We start from the raw sequence: 13452 nt of genomic DNA, 5'->3' as shown, positions 1-13452 counted from the left end.
CGCGTCGCGGCAAACTTTCATTTCTGAGGCCGTCATCATGCTTCGATCGCCCTGCCCTTGAGCGCGAACAGACCGCGCGGCCGTTTCTGGATGAACAGGATGATCAGCACCAGGATGGCGATCTTGCCAAGCACGGCGCCTGCAACCGGCTCGAGGAACTTGTTGGCGATGCCAAGCGAGAATGCACCGACCAGCGTGCCCCAGAGATTGCCGACGCCGCCGAACACCACGACCATGAATGAGTCGATAATGTAGCTCTGGCCGAGATTGGGCGAGACGTTGTCGATCTGCGACAGCGCCACGCCAGCAATGCCCGCGATGCCGGAGCCGAGACCGAAGGTCAGAGCATCGACACGCGAGGTCGCGATGCCCATGGACGCCGCCATGCGGCGGTTCTGGGTGACGGCGCGCATCTCGAGTCCGATCGAGGTGTAGCGCAACATCGCCAGCAGGATCGCGAACACAGCGAGCGTGAAGCACAGGATCCAGAGCCGGTTGTAGGTGATGGTGAGCTGACCCAGCTCGAATGCGCCGGACATCCAGGAGGGATTACCGACCTCACGATTGGTCGGGCCGAACATGGTGCGCACCGCCTGCTGCAGCACCAGCGACAGGCCCCAGGTCGCCAGCAGCGTTTCCAGCGGACGGCCATAGAGGAAGCGGATGATGGTGCGCTCGATGACGATGCCGAGGAGACCAGCGACGATGAAGGCCAGCGGCACCGCCATCAGCAGCGAGTAGTCGAACAGACCGGGATAGCTGGTGCGGATCACGTCCTGCACCACGAAGGTGACATAGGCGCCGATCATCACCATCTCGCCATGCGCCATGTTGATGACGCCCATCACGCCGAAAGTGATGGCCAGACCAATGGCGGCGAGCAGGAGAACCGAGCCGAGCGACAATCCATACCAGGCGTTCTGACCGATCGACCACAGTGTCTGCCGGCTGTTGATCGCCGTGACGGCGCTGGCCGCGCTGCGCGCGACACCAACGGTCTGATCGGCCGGCAGACTGGTGAGCAGCGCCAGCGCGTCCTGATCGCCGCGGCCCTTGATGATCGCGATGGATTCGATCTTCTCGGCCTCGGTCGCGTCTTCCTTGTAGAGCAGGATCGCGGCGCGGGCTTCGGTGAAGGCCTGCTTGGCGGATTTGTTGGTTTCCTTTTCCAGCGCAGCCTCGATCACCGGCAGCATCGCGGTTTCGTGGCTTTTGAACACCGATTGCGCCGAGGCGATGCGCTTGGCGGGATCCGGCGACATCAGCGTGAGCCCGCCCAGTGCAGATTCGATATTGCGGCGCAGGCGGTTGTTGAGGCGCACAGCGGCGGCGCTGGCCGGCACTTCTGCGACGGCTTCACCGGTCGCAGCATCGGTGACCTTGCCGTCGGTGCCAGTGAGATAAACCTTCTTGCTGTCGGGATCGGCGGAGAGGCGGCCTTCCTGCAGCGCGGTGATCACAGCGAAAGCCTGCGGATTGCCGGAGGTGGCAATGATGCCCACGGCCTCGTCGCTGTCGGAGAAATCATCATTGGCGAATTTGGCGACGGCATCCTCGAAAGGACCCGCAAAGGCCGGAATGGCGGTCGCGACGATCAGCAGAAATGCAACAGCGATCGCGCGGAAACGATAAAGGAGATCAGTCACTGGAAAACCCCGGCCGAAGAAAAAAGAGAAGGCGACGGATTCACCGCCTTCTCCAGTTTTGGGAGTCTCGTGTCAGAAGAGTCTCGGGAGGATCATCATTGCGGGCGGAAAATGCCCGCAATGATGGAGAACACAGAACCTCAGAGCGAGATCAGGAACCCTGACCGCCGCACTTGTTGGTCTTGGTGTTGAAGTTGCCGCACTTCTTGCCGACCCAGTCGCCGATCAGGTCCTTGGAGCCGTCGAGCTCCTTCGACCATGCATCGCCAGCCACCAGCGCCGGGGTCTTCCAGACCACGTCGAACTGGCCATTGGCCTTGATCTCGCCAATGAACACCGGCTTGGTGATGTGGTGGTTCGGCAGCATCTTCGAGGTACCGCCGGTCAGGTTCTTGGCTTCGATGCCGGGCAGTGCGTCGATGACCTTGTCGGCTTCGATCGACTTGGCCTTCTCGACCGCCTTCACCCACATGTTGAAGCCGATCACGGTGGCTTCCATCGGGTCGTTGGTCACGCGCTTCGGATTCTTGGTGAAGGCCTGCCATTCCTTGATGAACTTCTCGTTCTCGGGGCTCTTGATCGACTGGAAGTAGTTCCAGGCCGCGAGATGGCCGAGCAGCGGCTTGGTGTCGATGCCGGCGAGTTCTTCTTCACCCACCGAGAACGCAACCACCGGAATGTCGGTCGCCTTGATGCCCTGGTTGCCGAGTTCCTTGTAGAATGGAACATTGGCATCGCCGTTGATGGTCGAGACCACGGCGGTCTTCTTGCCGGCCGAACCGAACTTCTTGATGTCGGCCACGATCGTCTGCCAGTCACTATGACCAAACGGCGTGTAGTTGATCATGATGTCTTCCTGCTTGACGCCCTTCGACTTCAAGTAGGCTTCGAGAATCTTGTTGGTGGTGCGCGGATAGACGTAGTCGGTGCCGGCCAGCACCCAGCGCTTCACCTTCTCGTCCTTCATCAGGTAGTCGACGGCCGGGATCGCCTGCTGGTTCGGAGCAGCACCCGTGTAGAACACGTTACGCTCGGACTCTTCGCCCTCGTACTGCACGGGATAGAACAGGATGTTGTTCAGTTCTTTGAACACCGGGAGAACCGACTTGCGCGACACCGAGGTCCAGCAGCCGAACACGACGGCAACCTTGTCCTTGGTGATCAGCTCGCGCGCCTTTTCGGCGAACAGCGGCCAGTTCGATGCCGGATCGACCACCACGGCTTCGAGCTTCTTGCCGTTCACGCCGCCCTTCTTGTTCTGCTGATCGATCATGAACAGCACGGTGTCCTTCAGCGTGGTCTCGGAAATCGCCATGGTGCCCGACAGCGAGTGCAGGACGCCGACCTTGATGGTGTCGTCTGCGGCTTTGGCCGGCGAAAATGCCGACAGGCCCAGAGCCAGACCCGTTGCCGCGGCCATCAGGCTGCGACGCGAGATCGGCTTGGCTATTGCGTGAGTCAAATTGGTAATCATGTGCGGTCTCTCCCTGACGCAGACGAAATCAATGCGGAACGGCCCCACGGCCGGCGCGTTAAGGAGATCGCAAGAAGTGTGCCAGCCCTCGAACACACGTTAAGCTATTGGGATTACTCGCATGTTTCCGATTTTCGGAAAGCGCTGAGGTTTTCTTGTTTATTTATTGTGCAGAAAAATTGATCATGCACACGGCAAACAGCTTAAATAATCGCCAAAAATTGCCTCATGTCTAAATTTCATGCAGCGGTATTTTGTCGCTGGTTTTAACCCTCGCACCGATTGACCTTGAATCCGCCGCCTTGCTGTTCCATATCAATCAAACGACCTTGAGAATCATCAGGTCCTTGCGAGCCGCGTGTTCTGATCCCGTCTTTACTCTGATCTCCTCAGGGCAGTTCGACGGTTTCTGGCTTGCCCCTTCAGCTAACCAGAACTGACGCCCCAAACACGCGGGTGTCCCAGACACACTCGCGCGCTCCCTGGCCCCATGGTCTTTGAATCATGGCCGGGCGCCTGCTTTCACTTTGGAAAGATTAATCTTTTGACCACCTTTCAGGAATTCGGCCTCGCCGATCCCATCACCCGTGCGCTTAAAGAAGAAAACTACACCACCCCGACCCCGATCCAGGCCCAGACCATCCCGATTGCCATCACCGGCAAGGATGTGATCGGTATCGCCCAGACCGGCACCGGCAAGACCGCTTCCTTCGCGCTTCCCATCCTTCACCGCCTGCTCGAGAACCGCATCAAGCCGCAGCCCAAGACCTGCCGCGTGCTGGTGCTGAGCCCGACCCGCGAACTCTCCGGCCAGATCCTCGACAGTTTCAACGCCTATGGGCGCCATATGCACCTCGCATCGGCGCTGGCCATTGGCGGCGTGCCGATGGGCCGTCAGGTCCGTTCGCTGATGCAGGGCGTCGACGTCCTCGTCGCCACCCCGGGCCGTCTGCTCGATCTCGTGCAGAGCAACGGCCTGAAGCTCAACATGGTTGAGTTCCTGGTGCTCGACGAAGCCGACCGCATGCTCGATATGGGCTTCATCAACGACATCCGCAAAGTCGTCGCCAAGCTCCCGATCAAGCGCCAGACGCTGTTCTTCTCGGCCACCATGCCGAAGGACATCGCCGATCTTGCCGAGGCAATGCTCAAGGATCCGGCCCGCGTTGCGGTGACCCCGGTCGCCTCCACCGTGGAGCGCATCAGCCAGCGGATCATGCTGGTCGATCACTCCGCCAAGCCGACGATCCTCGCCCAGATCCTCAAGACCGAGACGGTTGACCGCGCCCTTGTGTTCACCCGCACCAAGCACGGCGCCGACAAGGTCGTGAAGGGGCTCGAGCGCGCCGGCATCGCCGCCGCCGCGATCCACGGCAACAAGTCGCAGAACCACCGCGAGCGCACGCTGGCCCAGTTCCGCACCGGCGAAATCCGCACCTTGGTGGCCACCGACATCGCCGCCCGCGGCATCGACGTCGACGGCATCACCCATGTGGTGAACTTCGACCTGCCGAATATCCCGGAAACCTATGTCCACCGAATCGGCCGTACGGCCCGTGCCGGACGCGAAGGCATCGCAATCTCGCTTTGCGCGGGCGAGGAAATGGCGTATCTGCGCGATATTGAAAAGCTGATCCGCATTTCGCTTCCGAAGGAAGACCGCCGCACCCCAGGCCGCAACGACGTGGGGCCGTCGCCTTCCCAGAACCGTGGCGGTCAGCGCAACGGTCGCTCCGCCCCGCACGCACCACGCAGCAATGACGGAGCGCCCGGCAAGAACGCGCGCAATCGTCGTCGTCCGCATGGCGGCAACGGCGGCGCATCGCAACCGAACCGCGATCATGGTCGGAACGAGAATGCGAGACACGAGAATGCACGGCATGAGCCGATCTCACGTCCGGCCAACCAGGCTGGAACTGCGACTAAAGAAGGGATGCAGGGCGTTGCCTTCCTGCACCGCGAAAGCCGACCGAATACAACCCCGAACCGCACCCAGCGGCCACGCTAACAGCCGATCGATCTGGAGCTAACAATGGCCAAAGAAGAGCTGATCCAGTTCGAAGGACTGGTGACCGAAATCCTCCCCGATGCACGCTATCGCGTGCAATTGGACGCAGGACACGAAATCGTCGCCTACACCGCCGGCAAGATGAAGAAGAACCGCATCAAGACGCTGGCCGGCGACCGCGTGACCATCGAGATGTCGCCCTACGATCTCGAAAAGGGTCGTCTGATTTTCCGCCACAAGGACGAGCGTCCCGGCGGTCCTCCGCGTGGCGCACCGCCGCGCGGTCAGTTCCGTCGCCGCTAAGCGCATCCCGCGTTTAAACTGTCGACAGTTTAAATCGCAACGACAACCCATCCGCGCATCGGATCACTCGCGATCCCGCGGATGGGTAAGCGTTCCTGACCGTTCGTGCGCAATCAAAAAATCGTGCGCGTCAGGATTGTTTTGAGGGGGCGCTTCCCCTAATATGAGTTAATCGATTTTCGGCCGGACGACATTATCTATCCCCCGGTGCAGCCGGTCTAGACTGACGACCCTTCCAAAAATTCGATGTCACCAGCCCACATCTGTTGCGTGGGCTACACTATATCTTTGAGAAGGGACTACCCCCATGAGCATGGGAACAGTGAAGTGGTTTAACGCGACCAAGGGCTTCGGCTTCATTCAGCCGGACGATGGTGGCAACGACGTGTTCGTTCACATCAGCGCCGTTGAGCGTGCCGGTCTCGGCACCCTGCGTGAAGGCCAGAAGATCAGCTACGAAATCGTTGCTGACCGTCGTTCCGGCAAGTCGTCGGCCGACAATCTCCGCGCCGCAGGCTAAACGATCATTCGCAAGCTTGATGCTTGCGAATTGATCGACTGAATACGAAAAGGCCGCGCTCTTGAGCGCGGCCTTTTTGCTGAAGCATGATCCGAGAAAGTGGACCGACGTTCGTTCGCTGCAACTACAAATACGCAGCGATTGGTCAGTTACGGCGGCGTGCAGCTTGTCACCATCACGACGCACGACGTTTGCCGCGGTCGCGTGTACATCGCATTCATCAATGGGACCCCGCCCTTCGACGTGACCCAGCCGATCGTCGGCACGTATTTATAGTTGGCCTCGCCGAGGATCAGATACTGGTTCGGCAGATAGTTCCCGTTGGCGTCCTTGACGATCAGGTCGGTGGGAACCGATACGATGTCGTTCACTTTCCTGAGCACAGGATTGCCCTTCGCATCTGTCGCGATGGGAAAATCGCCGCGCGTCCACACCACCTTGGCGGTCTTGCTCGTCGGGTCGATATAGACCTGACTGATCGACGCTTGGAGCGGCGCCTTGTCATAGGGCGTCAGCATCGTATCGGCGATGATGAAGAAATTCGAGACATCGGTTTCCGCCAGCGTCGTGTAACGCGACGCCAGGTCGGCGATGCCCTGTGAGATCTGGCTGACCTTGCGCTTGACGGCAAAACCGTTGGTAAGATCCAGCATGCCGAAGAACATCAGAAACATCAGCGGGAGGATCATCGCGAACTCGACCGCGGAGACGCCTCTCGTGTCGTCTCGCAACAGCAAGGCCCGTCGCCAGGCTGCCAGTGCCGCCATGCGCACGCGCATTGTCCCGATCCCTGCCATCACTGCGGCCCGGTCGCCGCTGTCGCGGCCAGCAGGCGCTTGCTGCTCGTCGTTCCGCGACCGATATTGGCGATGTTGTAGCCGAGGCCGGTCACATAGAGCGGCCACTGATAGAAGCCCCGCACGACCACTGTCTTGGTGGTCGGACAGGCCGGCGGCTGGTAGACGAGATTTATCGATGAATAGTTGCCGCTGGAGTCGATCGGATCCGAAATCGTGATCGCTGTGCCGGGATCGTAGGAGCGCACATCGATATCGATCTTGGCGCAATCCATCAGTGCCCATGTGCGCGCGCAAATCGGCGTTTTGAAATCGACGACTTTAGCTGCAGTGGAACACGTATAGACCGACCTCGCACCGTCCTCGACGGCGGTGTCAAGGACCTGGCCGGCGAAGAACACCATCCCGGTCTCCATGATGGCAAAAATCAGCGCGAAGAAGACGGGCGCGATGAATGCGAATTCGACCGCGGCCGAGCCGCTGCTGTTGCGGCCGAAGCGGCGGAGCCGCCTGGCGAGCATCGCCATCGAAATCAGCGGTAACAGCATCTGCAAGTGCCTCGGTGATAGGAAATAGCTACCGCCGAGATGTATCGGAAACAGATTGTTGAAGTGTTTCGCCGGATCGAGACAAGACGGCTCGATGGGTTAACCCGCAATTAACCATGTGGCAGGACGCTTGCGACGGTGTCCGGCGGGATTGGTCTGACCGACGAAAAGTGGTGGCTTAGTTGTTCCTCGCCCCGATCGTCGCGGCCTGACTGCCGATGGCGCCGGCCTGATCCATCGTCGACTTGAAGAAGGTTTCCCCGTCACCCAGCGTCAAACGCCGCTCGCAATTCGCTGCGCAGCTATAGGTCTCCCGGCTCATACCGCGATAGACCGTCACGACCTTGTCGGTCGGCCCTTCCACCTGAATAACGCGGTCCATCAGCACGGAGCCCTGGCGATCAATGGCAATCACATTGGTGGCGCCATAGCTCTTGCCGGTGACGACAACCATGCCGCCGGCCTGCAGCGTCACATCGGCGATCAAGGGGTTGCCGACCACGATGGTCGCGATCTTCTCGGGAAATTTGACGAGCCTGGCCTGATCGACGCTGACTGCGATCAGATCATTCGCAGGGGCCGCAAGACCGCCCACCGGCAACAGCATGGTCCCTGCCGCCAGAGCACGGGCCACAAACACCGCGCGCATCCGCGCGCGCTTCGACTGAAACGACATCCTGTACTCCGGGACGATACAAGCCGACAAAAGCAGATACGCAGCGGTGCCGGCGCCCGACATGGCAAATGTGCCGTTAATTGATGAAGGAACTGGAAACGGCGGTGGCAGGGTGCATGATGGACGCGGGGCGACGCTCACTGCCAGCCCAGGCGATCGTCTTGGCTCGTCATTCCGGCGCGCGCGTCGCCGGTGAAGCCGCTGAAGTGCGAACCTCAGCCACTCCAATTGGCGTGGCGGGGAATCCCGATGTGTTTGGCACGATCGGAGACTCCCATGTCGGGATTCCGGGCTCGGTCCCGTCGCCTGCGGCGCCGGTCCCGCCCCGGAATGACAGCTTGGGGCGCTCCGAACATATTTTCCTATCTCCCATTGACAACATCCCTATCGGGTTTATATTCCCCTCCGTCCTGCCCCGATGAGAGGGGCGAGCGCGATCGTCACGTTCGCGGGGCAGGATGCGGTGGACGCCGGAGATGCGGCGTCACGCGGTTTGGGGGTGACGTCTGTCTTCGGGCAGGACGGAGCTGCGCCAGCACTGCCACTGGCAAGGAGACGGCCGACCTTCGGATGGATAACCCCCTGGACAGTGTGACGGACGACCAAGTCAAAACGCGTTCGGCTTACTCGCTTGAGGCTCCCTTCCCATCGCCTTGGGACTTTAATTCGCGATCGGAGCGTTCGTCGAGGCAAAGTGCAAGCAACCGAAAGTCCTGATGCACACTCAATTGCGGAAGACCGCATCGCATCAGGCCCAAGGGTGCATCGGGCACCTGGCGTTCCGCACGCCCTCTCACAAGGGGGCGGGAATGCAAAGCACGACGGCGCCCCCGCGCCGCAAACAATGGGGGCGATGACGCATGTCTGAAGAGCAGTGGCTGTTTGACAGTTGAATCAGCGATGACGCACAGGCGCCAGAGGCATCCCTCCCCCAAGCGCGGTTACGCCGCGCTTGGGGGAGGGAAAAGATAGAGCGCGCTACTGCTTGAACGGATAGGCGAGTTGCCCGGTGAATTCGGTCGGCAAAGGCTCGCCGTCGACACCGTAATTGTCCGGCAGTTCACCCTTCGGCATGCGGAAGGTCCCGAACATGATGTCCCAGATCGGAAACGTGCCGGCGAAATTGGTGTTGCCGCCGCGCTCCTGCGAGGTGTGGTGCCAGCGGTGAAACACCGGCGTCGCCAGCACATATTTGAACGGCCCGAGGGTCCAGTTCAGATTGGCATGCACGAAAGCCGAGTGGAAGGTCGTGAACGGTCCGACCCACAGCATGATGTTCGGCGAGATACCCGCCATCAATAGCAGCACGTCGACCGCGACGGTGCCGAGAAACAGATTGACCGGATGAAACCGTGCCGCGGAGATCCAGTCCACCTCTTCCGACGAGTGATGGATCGCGTGGTATTTCCAGAAGCCGCCACCGTGATACATCCGGTGCAGCCAGTACAGCATGAAGTCGGACACCACGAGGAAGAAGAGCGCCTGTACCCAGAGCGGCATCTGCGCCAGCGGCCCGTGTCCGTTATCGTAGAAGGCGATCAATTCATCGGCATCGTGAATATTGAAGATGACGGCAGCGCCGAGCACGAGGAGTCCGATCCGCACGACGCGGGTGATCAGCGGCACGAAGAACCAGTAGACCACGTCGGTCACGATCTCCGTCTTGCGCCACCAGTGCTTGCCGGGATTGCAGGCCCAGAAATGCGTCAGCACCGTAAAGACTACGGCCAGAGCCAGTGTGATCGGGACCACCTTCATGATGGTCTCACCGAACATATTCAGGATATCGAAGGGGAGTGTCGTCATCGCGGCCTCGCGGTATTCGAAGGCCAAGAGTTACCGCGGTATGCTTAAGGAGCAATGAAGCGAAAAGGACACGCGTGGCATCATCAAACCCAAGTCATTCTAAAATCGTCTTAAGTAGGTATTTACCGTGCAAAAGAAGAGACAAATGCGACCGACTTTCATCAATCGAATTAACCGCACTGCAATTCCCCACTCCTAGTGTTCCCTCATGGTCACGGTGCTGAGAACGCCGGGGAGACCAGGCATCACGATCGACAGCCACGTGCACATATGGAGTTTTGTATTATGAAGAACCTCGTTTCGCGTTTCATGAAGGATGAGTCCGGCGCCACCGCTATCGAATACGGCCTGATTGCTGCCGGCATCTCGCTGGCCATCATCGCAGTCGTTAACGGCCTCGGCACCAAGCTGAACGGCAAGTTCGCCGATATCAACACCTCGCTCAAGTAAGCGACTGTTACGAGTGCATCGAAGGCTCCGGTTTCCGGAGCCTTTTTTGTTTTGGAATGTTGCTCACCGGTCGTCCCGAGTATTGTGCGTATGAGACATCCCGACATTCCACGCTCTGTCCTGCAGGGGGTTCAGCTCACGCTGCGCGATCCGGCAGGCCTGATCTGCACGGCGCTGATCCTCGCCCTGATTGCGGTCGCGATCCGCATCGCCAGCGTTTGGTAAATCATTTCTTGTTGTCCGATTGTTCATTTCTGCTGGCTAGATTTTCCGTTGTCGCCACAACGGGCCTTTGACGCCATGATCCTCGATTTAGTACGCCTTCTGTTGCTCCCGGGCCTGATGGCCTATGCGGCGATCAGCGACCTTTTCACGATGACCATTTCGAACCGCATCTCGCTGCTGCTGGTGGCGGGCTTCGCCGTATTGGCGATCTTCGGCGGAATGGGTCTTCACGATGCGATGTCGCATCTCGGCGCGGGGGCATTGGTGCTGGTGGTCGCTTTCGCCTGTTTCGCGTTCGGCTGGGTCGGCGGCGGCGATGCCAAGCTCGCCGCGGCGGCAGGACTGTGGTTCGGCTTCGATCATCTCCTGAACTACCTCGTTTACGCCTCGCTGTTCGGCGGCGCGCTCACGTTGCTGCTGCTCCAGTTCCGGCAGTGGCCGCTGCCCTATGCGCTCGGCAGCCAGGCCTGGCTGATGCGTCTGCATCACAAGGAAACCGGCATCCCCTACGGTATTGCCCTCGCCCTCGGCGCGCTGCTCGTTTACCCCGACACCGGATGGGTGAAGACGATCGACCTGGCGCGTTTCGCGCTTCACTAAAATCAAAACTTTCTATTAACGCGATTTAGATACCGCTCATTAACCATGCTTTGACGAATAACTGGTCAACTCCCGTTACAGCGGCGGCAGCGTCGCGGCGTAATGTGGAAAGTGAAGCGTATGAATACCGCACGCATTGTGGTCCTCGCCATTGCACTCGGCGCTGGCAGTGTGGCGCTATATCTTGCGAGCACATCGGACACGCCGCCGCCCCCTCAGGTCGCCGAGGCCCCGACAACTGACGTTCTCGTTGCCAAGGCCGATATCGCGCTCGGCCAGGCGCTCGGTCCCGATGATGTCCAGTGGCAGTCCTGGCCCGCATCAGCGGCGAGCACTAACGTCATCAGCCGTAACAGCCGCCCGGACGCGGCGACGCAAATCGCCGGCTCCATCGCGCGTTCGGCCTTTATTGCCGGCGAACCGATCCGCGAACCGAAACTTGTGCGCGCCAATGGCGCTGGCTTCATGGCCGCCGTTCTGCCGACCGGCATGCGTGCCGTCTCCACCGAAATTTCGCCGGAAACGGGCGCCGGCGGCTTCATCCTGCCAAACGACCGCGTCGACGTGATCCAGTCGAAGCGCGAACGCGGCGGTGATCGCGGCGGCACGGAGGCCATAAGCTCCGAGATCATCCTGAACAATATCCGCGTTCTCGCCATCGATCAGGCGCCCAAGGAAAAGGACGGTCAGAATTCGGTCGTCGGCAAGACCGCAACGCTCGAATTGAAGCCCGAACAGGCCGAGTTGCTCGCCCGCGCGCGGCAGAGCGGCACGATCTCGCTGGCATTGCGGGCCCTGGTCGACGCCAACGCGCCTGCGCCGGTTGAAGATCCCAATGGCGGCAAGCGCGACAGCATTAGCATCGTGCGTTACGGCATCCCGTCGACCGCGACCATAACGAAGTGATCGAGAGGACGCAGGCGATGAAGCGCATCACAACAGGCGGATCGATGCGGGCCCTTGCAGCCCGCGCGCTGTCGCTCACCACCATCACGGCGCTCACGATCAATCCCGTATTGACGCCAGTTTTCGCGGCCGACTCCGCGTCCATGCAAGCCGGCAGCGCCGGCGCCCTGAACGCGAAATTCCTGCCGCTCGGCATCGGCAAGTCGATCGTCATCGACCTGCCGCGCGACATCAAGGATGTGCTGGTCGCCGATCCCAAGATCGCCAACGCCGTCATACGTTCGGCGCAGCGCGCCTACATCATCGGTGCGACCGTAGGCCAGACCAACATCGTATTCTTCGACGTCAGCGGCCAGCAGATCGCCGCCTATGATATCGCCGTCACGCGCGACCTGAACGGTATTCGGGCCGCGCTCAAGCAGACCATGCCCAATGCCGATATTCGCATCGAAGGTCTCGGCGATAGCGTGATGCTGTCGGGTACGGCATCGAGCCAGGTCGAAGCGCAGCAGGCCGCGGACCTCGCGGCGCGCCTCGTCGGCGGCATGGACAAGGTCGTGAACAGCATCTCGGTGCGCGGGCGTGATCAGGTCATGCTCAAGGTCACCGTTGCGGAAGTCCAGCGCAACATCGTCAAGCAGCTCGGCGTCGATCTGTCGGCATCGATGAGCTACGGCACGTCCGTCGTCAACTTCAACAATAGCAACCCGTTCACGGCGCGCGGCAGCAGCCTGGTCTCCGATAATGCCCTCAAGGCATCCTTCGGATCGACGCCATCCGTCACGGCGACGCTGAAAGCGATGGAAAACGCCGGCGTCATCCGGACGCTCGCCGAGCCCACGCTGACCGCGATCTCCGGCGAGACCGCCAATTTCCTTGCGGGCGGTGAATTCCCGGTCCCCGGCGGCAATACCTGCGATCCCACGACGCGGATCTGTACGACGCAGATCACCTTCAAGAAATTCGGTATTTCGCTGGGCTTTACGCCGGTGGTTCTGAGCGAAGGTCGTATCAGTCTGCGTGTCGGCACCGAAGTCTCCGAGCTGTCGCAGGAAAATTCCGTCACGATCAGCGGGACGTCGATCCCGGCGATCAAGGTCAACCGCGCGGACACCACGCTTGAGATTCCGTCCGGCGGTTCGATGGTAATGGCCGGCCTTATCAAGCAGCAGACCAAAGCGGCCATCAGTGGCCTGCCGGGCATGTCGCAATTGCCTGTGCTGGGCACGCTGTTCCGCAGCCGGGATTACGTCAACAACAACACCGAGCTGATGGTCCTGGTCACGCCCTATGTGGTTCGCGCCGTCGCGCAGAAGGATCTCTCGCGTCCGGATGACGGCTTCGTGGATGCATCCGATCCGCAGGCCGATCTGCTCGGCAACGTCAACCGCATCTATGGCGCACCGCACCGCACCGAGCCGACCCAACCGACGCGCAGCTATCGCGGCGTTTTCGGCTTCATCACGGATTGAGACGGGGCAAGTATCCGATGA

The 13452-nt window shown here is 60.5% G+C and carries 14 protein-coding genes; 8 read left to right on the top strand and 6 right to left on the bottom strand.

Annotated features, from left to right (window positions below; genetic code table 11):
• Positions 1 to 35 precede the first annotated feature (35 nt).
• Both urtB and urtA read right to left on the bottom strand, forming a co-directional pair.
• Positions 36 to 1646, bottom strand: coding sequence for an urea ABC transporter permease subunit UrtB (gene urtB, locus AB8A50_RS28205; RefSeq protein ID WP_439079647.1), 1611 nt, complete (start codon positions 1644 to 1646; stop codon positions 36 to 38).
• A 151-nt stretch (positions 1647 to 1797) separates the two neighbouring features.
• Positions 1798 to 3120, bottom strand: coding sequence for an urea ABC transporter substrate-binding protein (gene urtA, locus AB8A50_RS28200; protein WP_092149862.1), 1323 nt, complete (start codon positions 3118 to 3120; stop codon positions 1798 to 1800).
• Between the two features lie 490 nt (positions 3121 to 3610).
• Here urtA and AB8A50_RS28195 point away from each other — a divergent pair, with 490 nt between their 5' ends.
• The 3 genes from AB8A50_RS28195 to AB8A50_RS28185 all read left to right on the top strand — a co-directional run bounded on the left by AB8A50_RS28195 (position 3611) and on the right by AB8A50_RS28185 (position 5951).
• The gene (locus AB8A50_RS28195; protein WP_089261529.1) at positions 3611 to 5128 is read left to right on the top strand and encodes a DEAD/DEAH box helicase; all 1518 of its coding nucleotides are present in this window, start codon (positions 3611 to 3613) and stop codon (positions 5126 to 5128) included.
• A 24-nt stretch (positions 5129 to 5152) separates the two neighbouring features.
• A complete protein-coding gene (infA, locus tag AB8A50_RS28190; protein ID WP_068733922.1) occupies positions 5153 to 5431 on the top strand; it encodes a translation initiation factor IF-1 in 279 nt (92 codons plus the stop codon).
• A gap of 307 nt (positions 5432 to 5738) precedes the next feature.
• Entirely contained in the window at positions 5739 to 5951 is a 213-nt protein-coding gene (locus AB8A50_RS28185; protein WP_011474122.1) for a cold-shock protein, read from the top strand.
• Between the two features lie 149 nt (positions 5952 to 6100).
• On the opposite strand, the gene AB8A50_RS28180 is transcribed toward AB8A50_RS28185, so the two are convergent.
• From AB8A50_RS28180 to AB8A50_RS28165, 4 genes are all read right to left on the bottom strand, one after another.
• Entirely contained in the window at positions 6101 to 6730 is a 630-nt protein-coding gene (locus AB8A50_RS28180; RefSeq protein WP_170849735.1) for a TadE/TadG family type IV pilus assembly protein, read from the bottom strand.
• A 17-nt stretch (positions 6731 to 6747) separates the two neighbouring features.
• Positions 6748 to 7296 carry a TadE/TadG family type IV pilus assembly protein gene (locus AB8A50_RS28175; protein ID WP_439079646.1) on the bottom strand — a complete coding sequence of 183 codons (549 nt, stop codon included), beginning with the start codon at positions 7294 to 7296 and terminating at the stop codon, positions 6748 to 6750.
• Between the two features lie 178 nt (positions 7297 to 7474).
• Entirely contained in the window at positions 7475 to 7972 is a 498-nt protein-coding gene (locus AB8A50_RS28170) for a pilus assembly protein N-terminal domain-containing protein (protein ID WP_089263570.1), read from the bottom strand.
• Positions 7973 to 8950: 978 nt separating this feature from the next.
• Entirely contained in the window at positions 8951 to 9778 is an 828-nt protein-coding gene (locus tag AB8A50_RS28165) for a sterol desaturase family protein (RefSeq protein WP_093759952.1), read from the bottom strand.
• Between the two features lie 285 nt (positions 9779 to 10063).
• Between AB8A50_RS28165 and AB8A50_RS28160 the strand changes: the two genes are divergently transcribed.
• From AB8A50_RS28160 to AB8A50_RS28140, 5 genes are all read left to right on the top strand, one after another.
• Positions 10064 to 10228, top strand: coding sequence for a Flp family type IVb pilin (locus AB8A50_RS28160; RefSeq protein ID WP_093759224.1), 165 nt, complete (start codon positions 10064 to 10066; stop codon positions 10226 to 10228).
• Positions 10229 to 10318: 90 nt separating this feature from the next.
• Positions 10319 to 10453, top strand: a complete 135-nt coding sequence (locus AB8A50_RS28155; RefSeq protein ID WP_283805505.1) for a hypothetical protein — start codon at positions 10319 to 10321, stop codon at positions 10451 to 10453.
• Positions 10454 to 10528: 75 nt separating this feature from the next.
• Positions 10529 to 11053 carry an A24 family peptidase gene (locus tag AB8A50_RS28150; RefSeq protein ID WP_093759225.1) on the top strand — a complete coding sequence of 175 codons (525 nt, stop codon included), beginning with the start codon at positions 10529 to 10531 and terminating at the stop codon, positions 11051 to 11053.
• A gap of 120 nt (positions 11054 to 11173) precedes the next feature.
• Complete coding sequence (gene cpaB, locus AB8A50_RS28145) at positions 11174 to 11959, top strand: Flp pilus assembly protein CpaB (RefSeq protein WP_439079645.1); 786 nt, start codon at positions 11174 to 11176, stop codon at positions 11957 to 11959.
• A 17-nt stretch (positions 11960 to 11976) separates the two neighbouring features.
• On the top strand, positions 11977 to 13431 hold the full coding sequence (locus AB8A50_RS28140) for a type II and III secretion system protein family protein (protein ID WP_439079644.1): 1455 nt from the start codon (positions 11977 to 11979) through the stop codon (positions 13429 to 13431).
• Positions 13432 to 13452: the final 21 nt, after the last annotated feature.

Source organism: Tardiphaga sp. 841_E9_N1_2 (genome assembly GCF_051811065.1).
In the GTDB taxonomy this organism is placed as follows: domain Bacteria; phylum Pseudomonadota; class Alphaproteobacteria; order Rhizobiales; family Xanthobacteraceae; genus Tardiphaga; species Tardiphaga robiniae.
The sequence above is the reverse complement of the archived record's forward strand: the minus strand, read 5'-3'. Positions and strand labels throughout refer to the sequence as shown.

Coding starts and splice junctions, on each gene's coding strand:
- AB8A50_RS28195 (WP_089261529.1), top strand. CDS start 3,611: ATGGTCTTTGAATCATGGCCGGGCGCCTGCTTTCACTTTGGAAAGATT.
- AB8A50_RS28155 (WP_283805505.1), top strand. CDS start 10,319: ATGAGACATCCCGACATTCCACGCTCTGTCCTGCAGGGGGTTCAGCTC.
- infA (WP_068733922.1), top strand. CDS start 5,153: ATGGCCAAAGAAGAGCTGATCCAGTTCGAAGGACTGGTGACCGAAATC.
- AB8A50_RS28185 (WP_011474122.1), top strand. CDS start 5,739: ATGAGCATGGGAACAGTGAAGTGGTTTAACGCGACCAAGGGCTTCGGC.
- AB8A50_RS28175 (WP_439079646.1), bottom strand. CDS start 7,296: ATGCTGTTACCGCTGATTTCGATGGCGATGCTCGCCAGGCGGCTCCGC.
- cpaB (WP_439079645.1), top strand. CDS start 11,174: ATGAATACCGCACGCATTGTGGTCCTCGCCATTGCACTCGGCGCTGGC.
- AB8A50_RS28180 (WP_170849735.1), bottom strand. CDS start 6,730: ATGCGCGTGCGCATGGCGGCACTGGCAGCCTGGCGACGGGCCTTGCTG.
- AB8A50_RS28150 (WP_093759225.1), top strand. CDS start 10,529: ATGATCCTCGATTTAGTACGCCTTCTGTTGCTCCCGGGCCTGATGGCC.
- AB8A50_RS28160 (WP_093759224.1), top strand. CDS start 10,064: ATGAAGAACCTCGTTTCGCGTTTCATGAAGGATGAGTCCGGCGCCACC.
- AB8A50_RS28170 (WP_089263570.1), bottom strand. CDS start 7,972: ATGTCGTTTCAGTCGAAGCGCGCGCGGATGCGCGCGGTGTTTGTGGCC.
- urtA (WP_092149862.1), bottom strand. CDS start 3,120: ATGATTACCAATTTGACTCACGCAATAGCCAAGCCGATCTCGCGTCGC.
- AB8A50_RS28140 (WP_439079644.1), top strand. CDS start 11,977: ATGAAGCGCATCACAACAGGCGGATCGATGCGGGCCCTTGCAGCCCGC.
- AB8A50_RS28165 (WP_093759952.1), bottom strand. CDS start 9,778: ATGACGACACTCCCCTTCGATATCCTGAATATGTTCGGTGAGACCATC.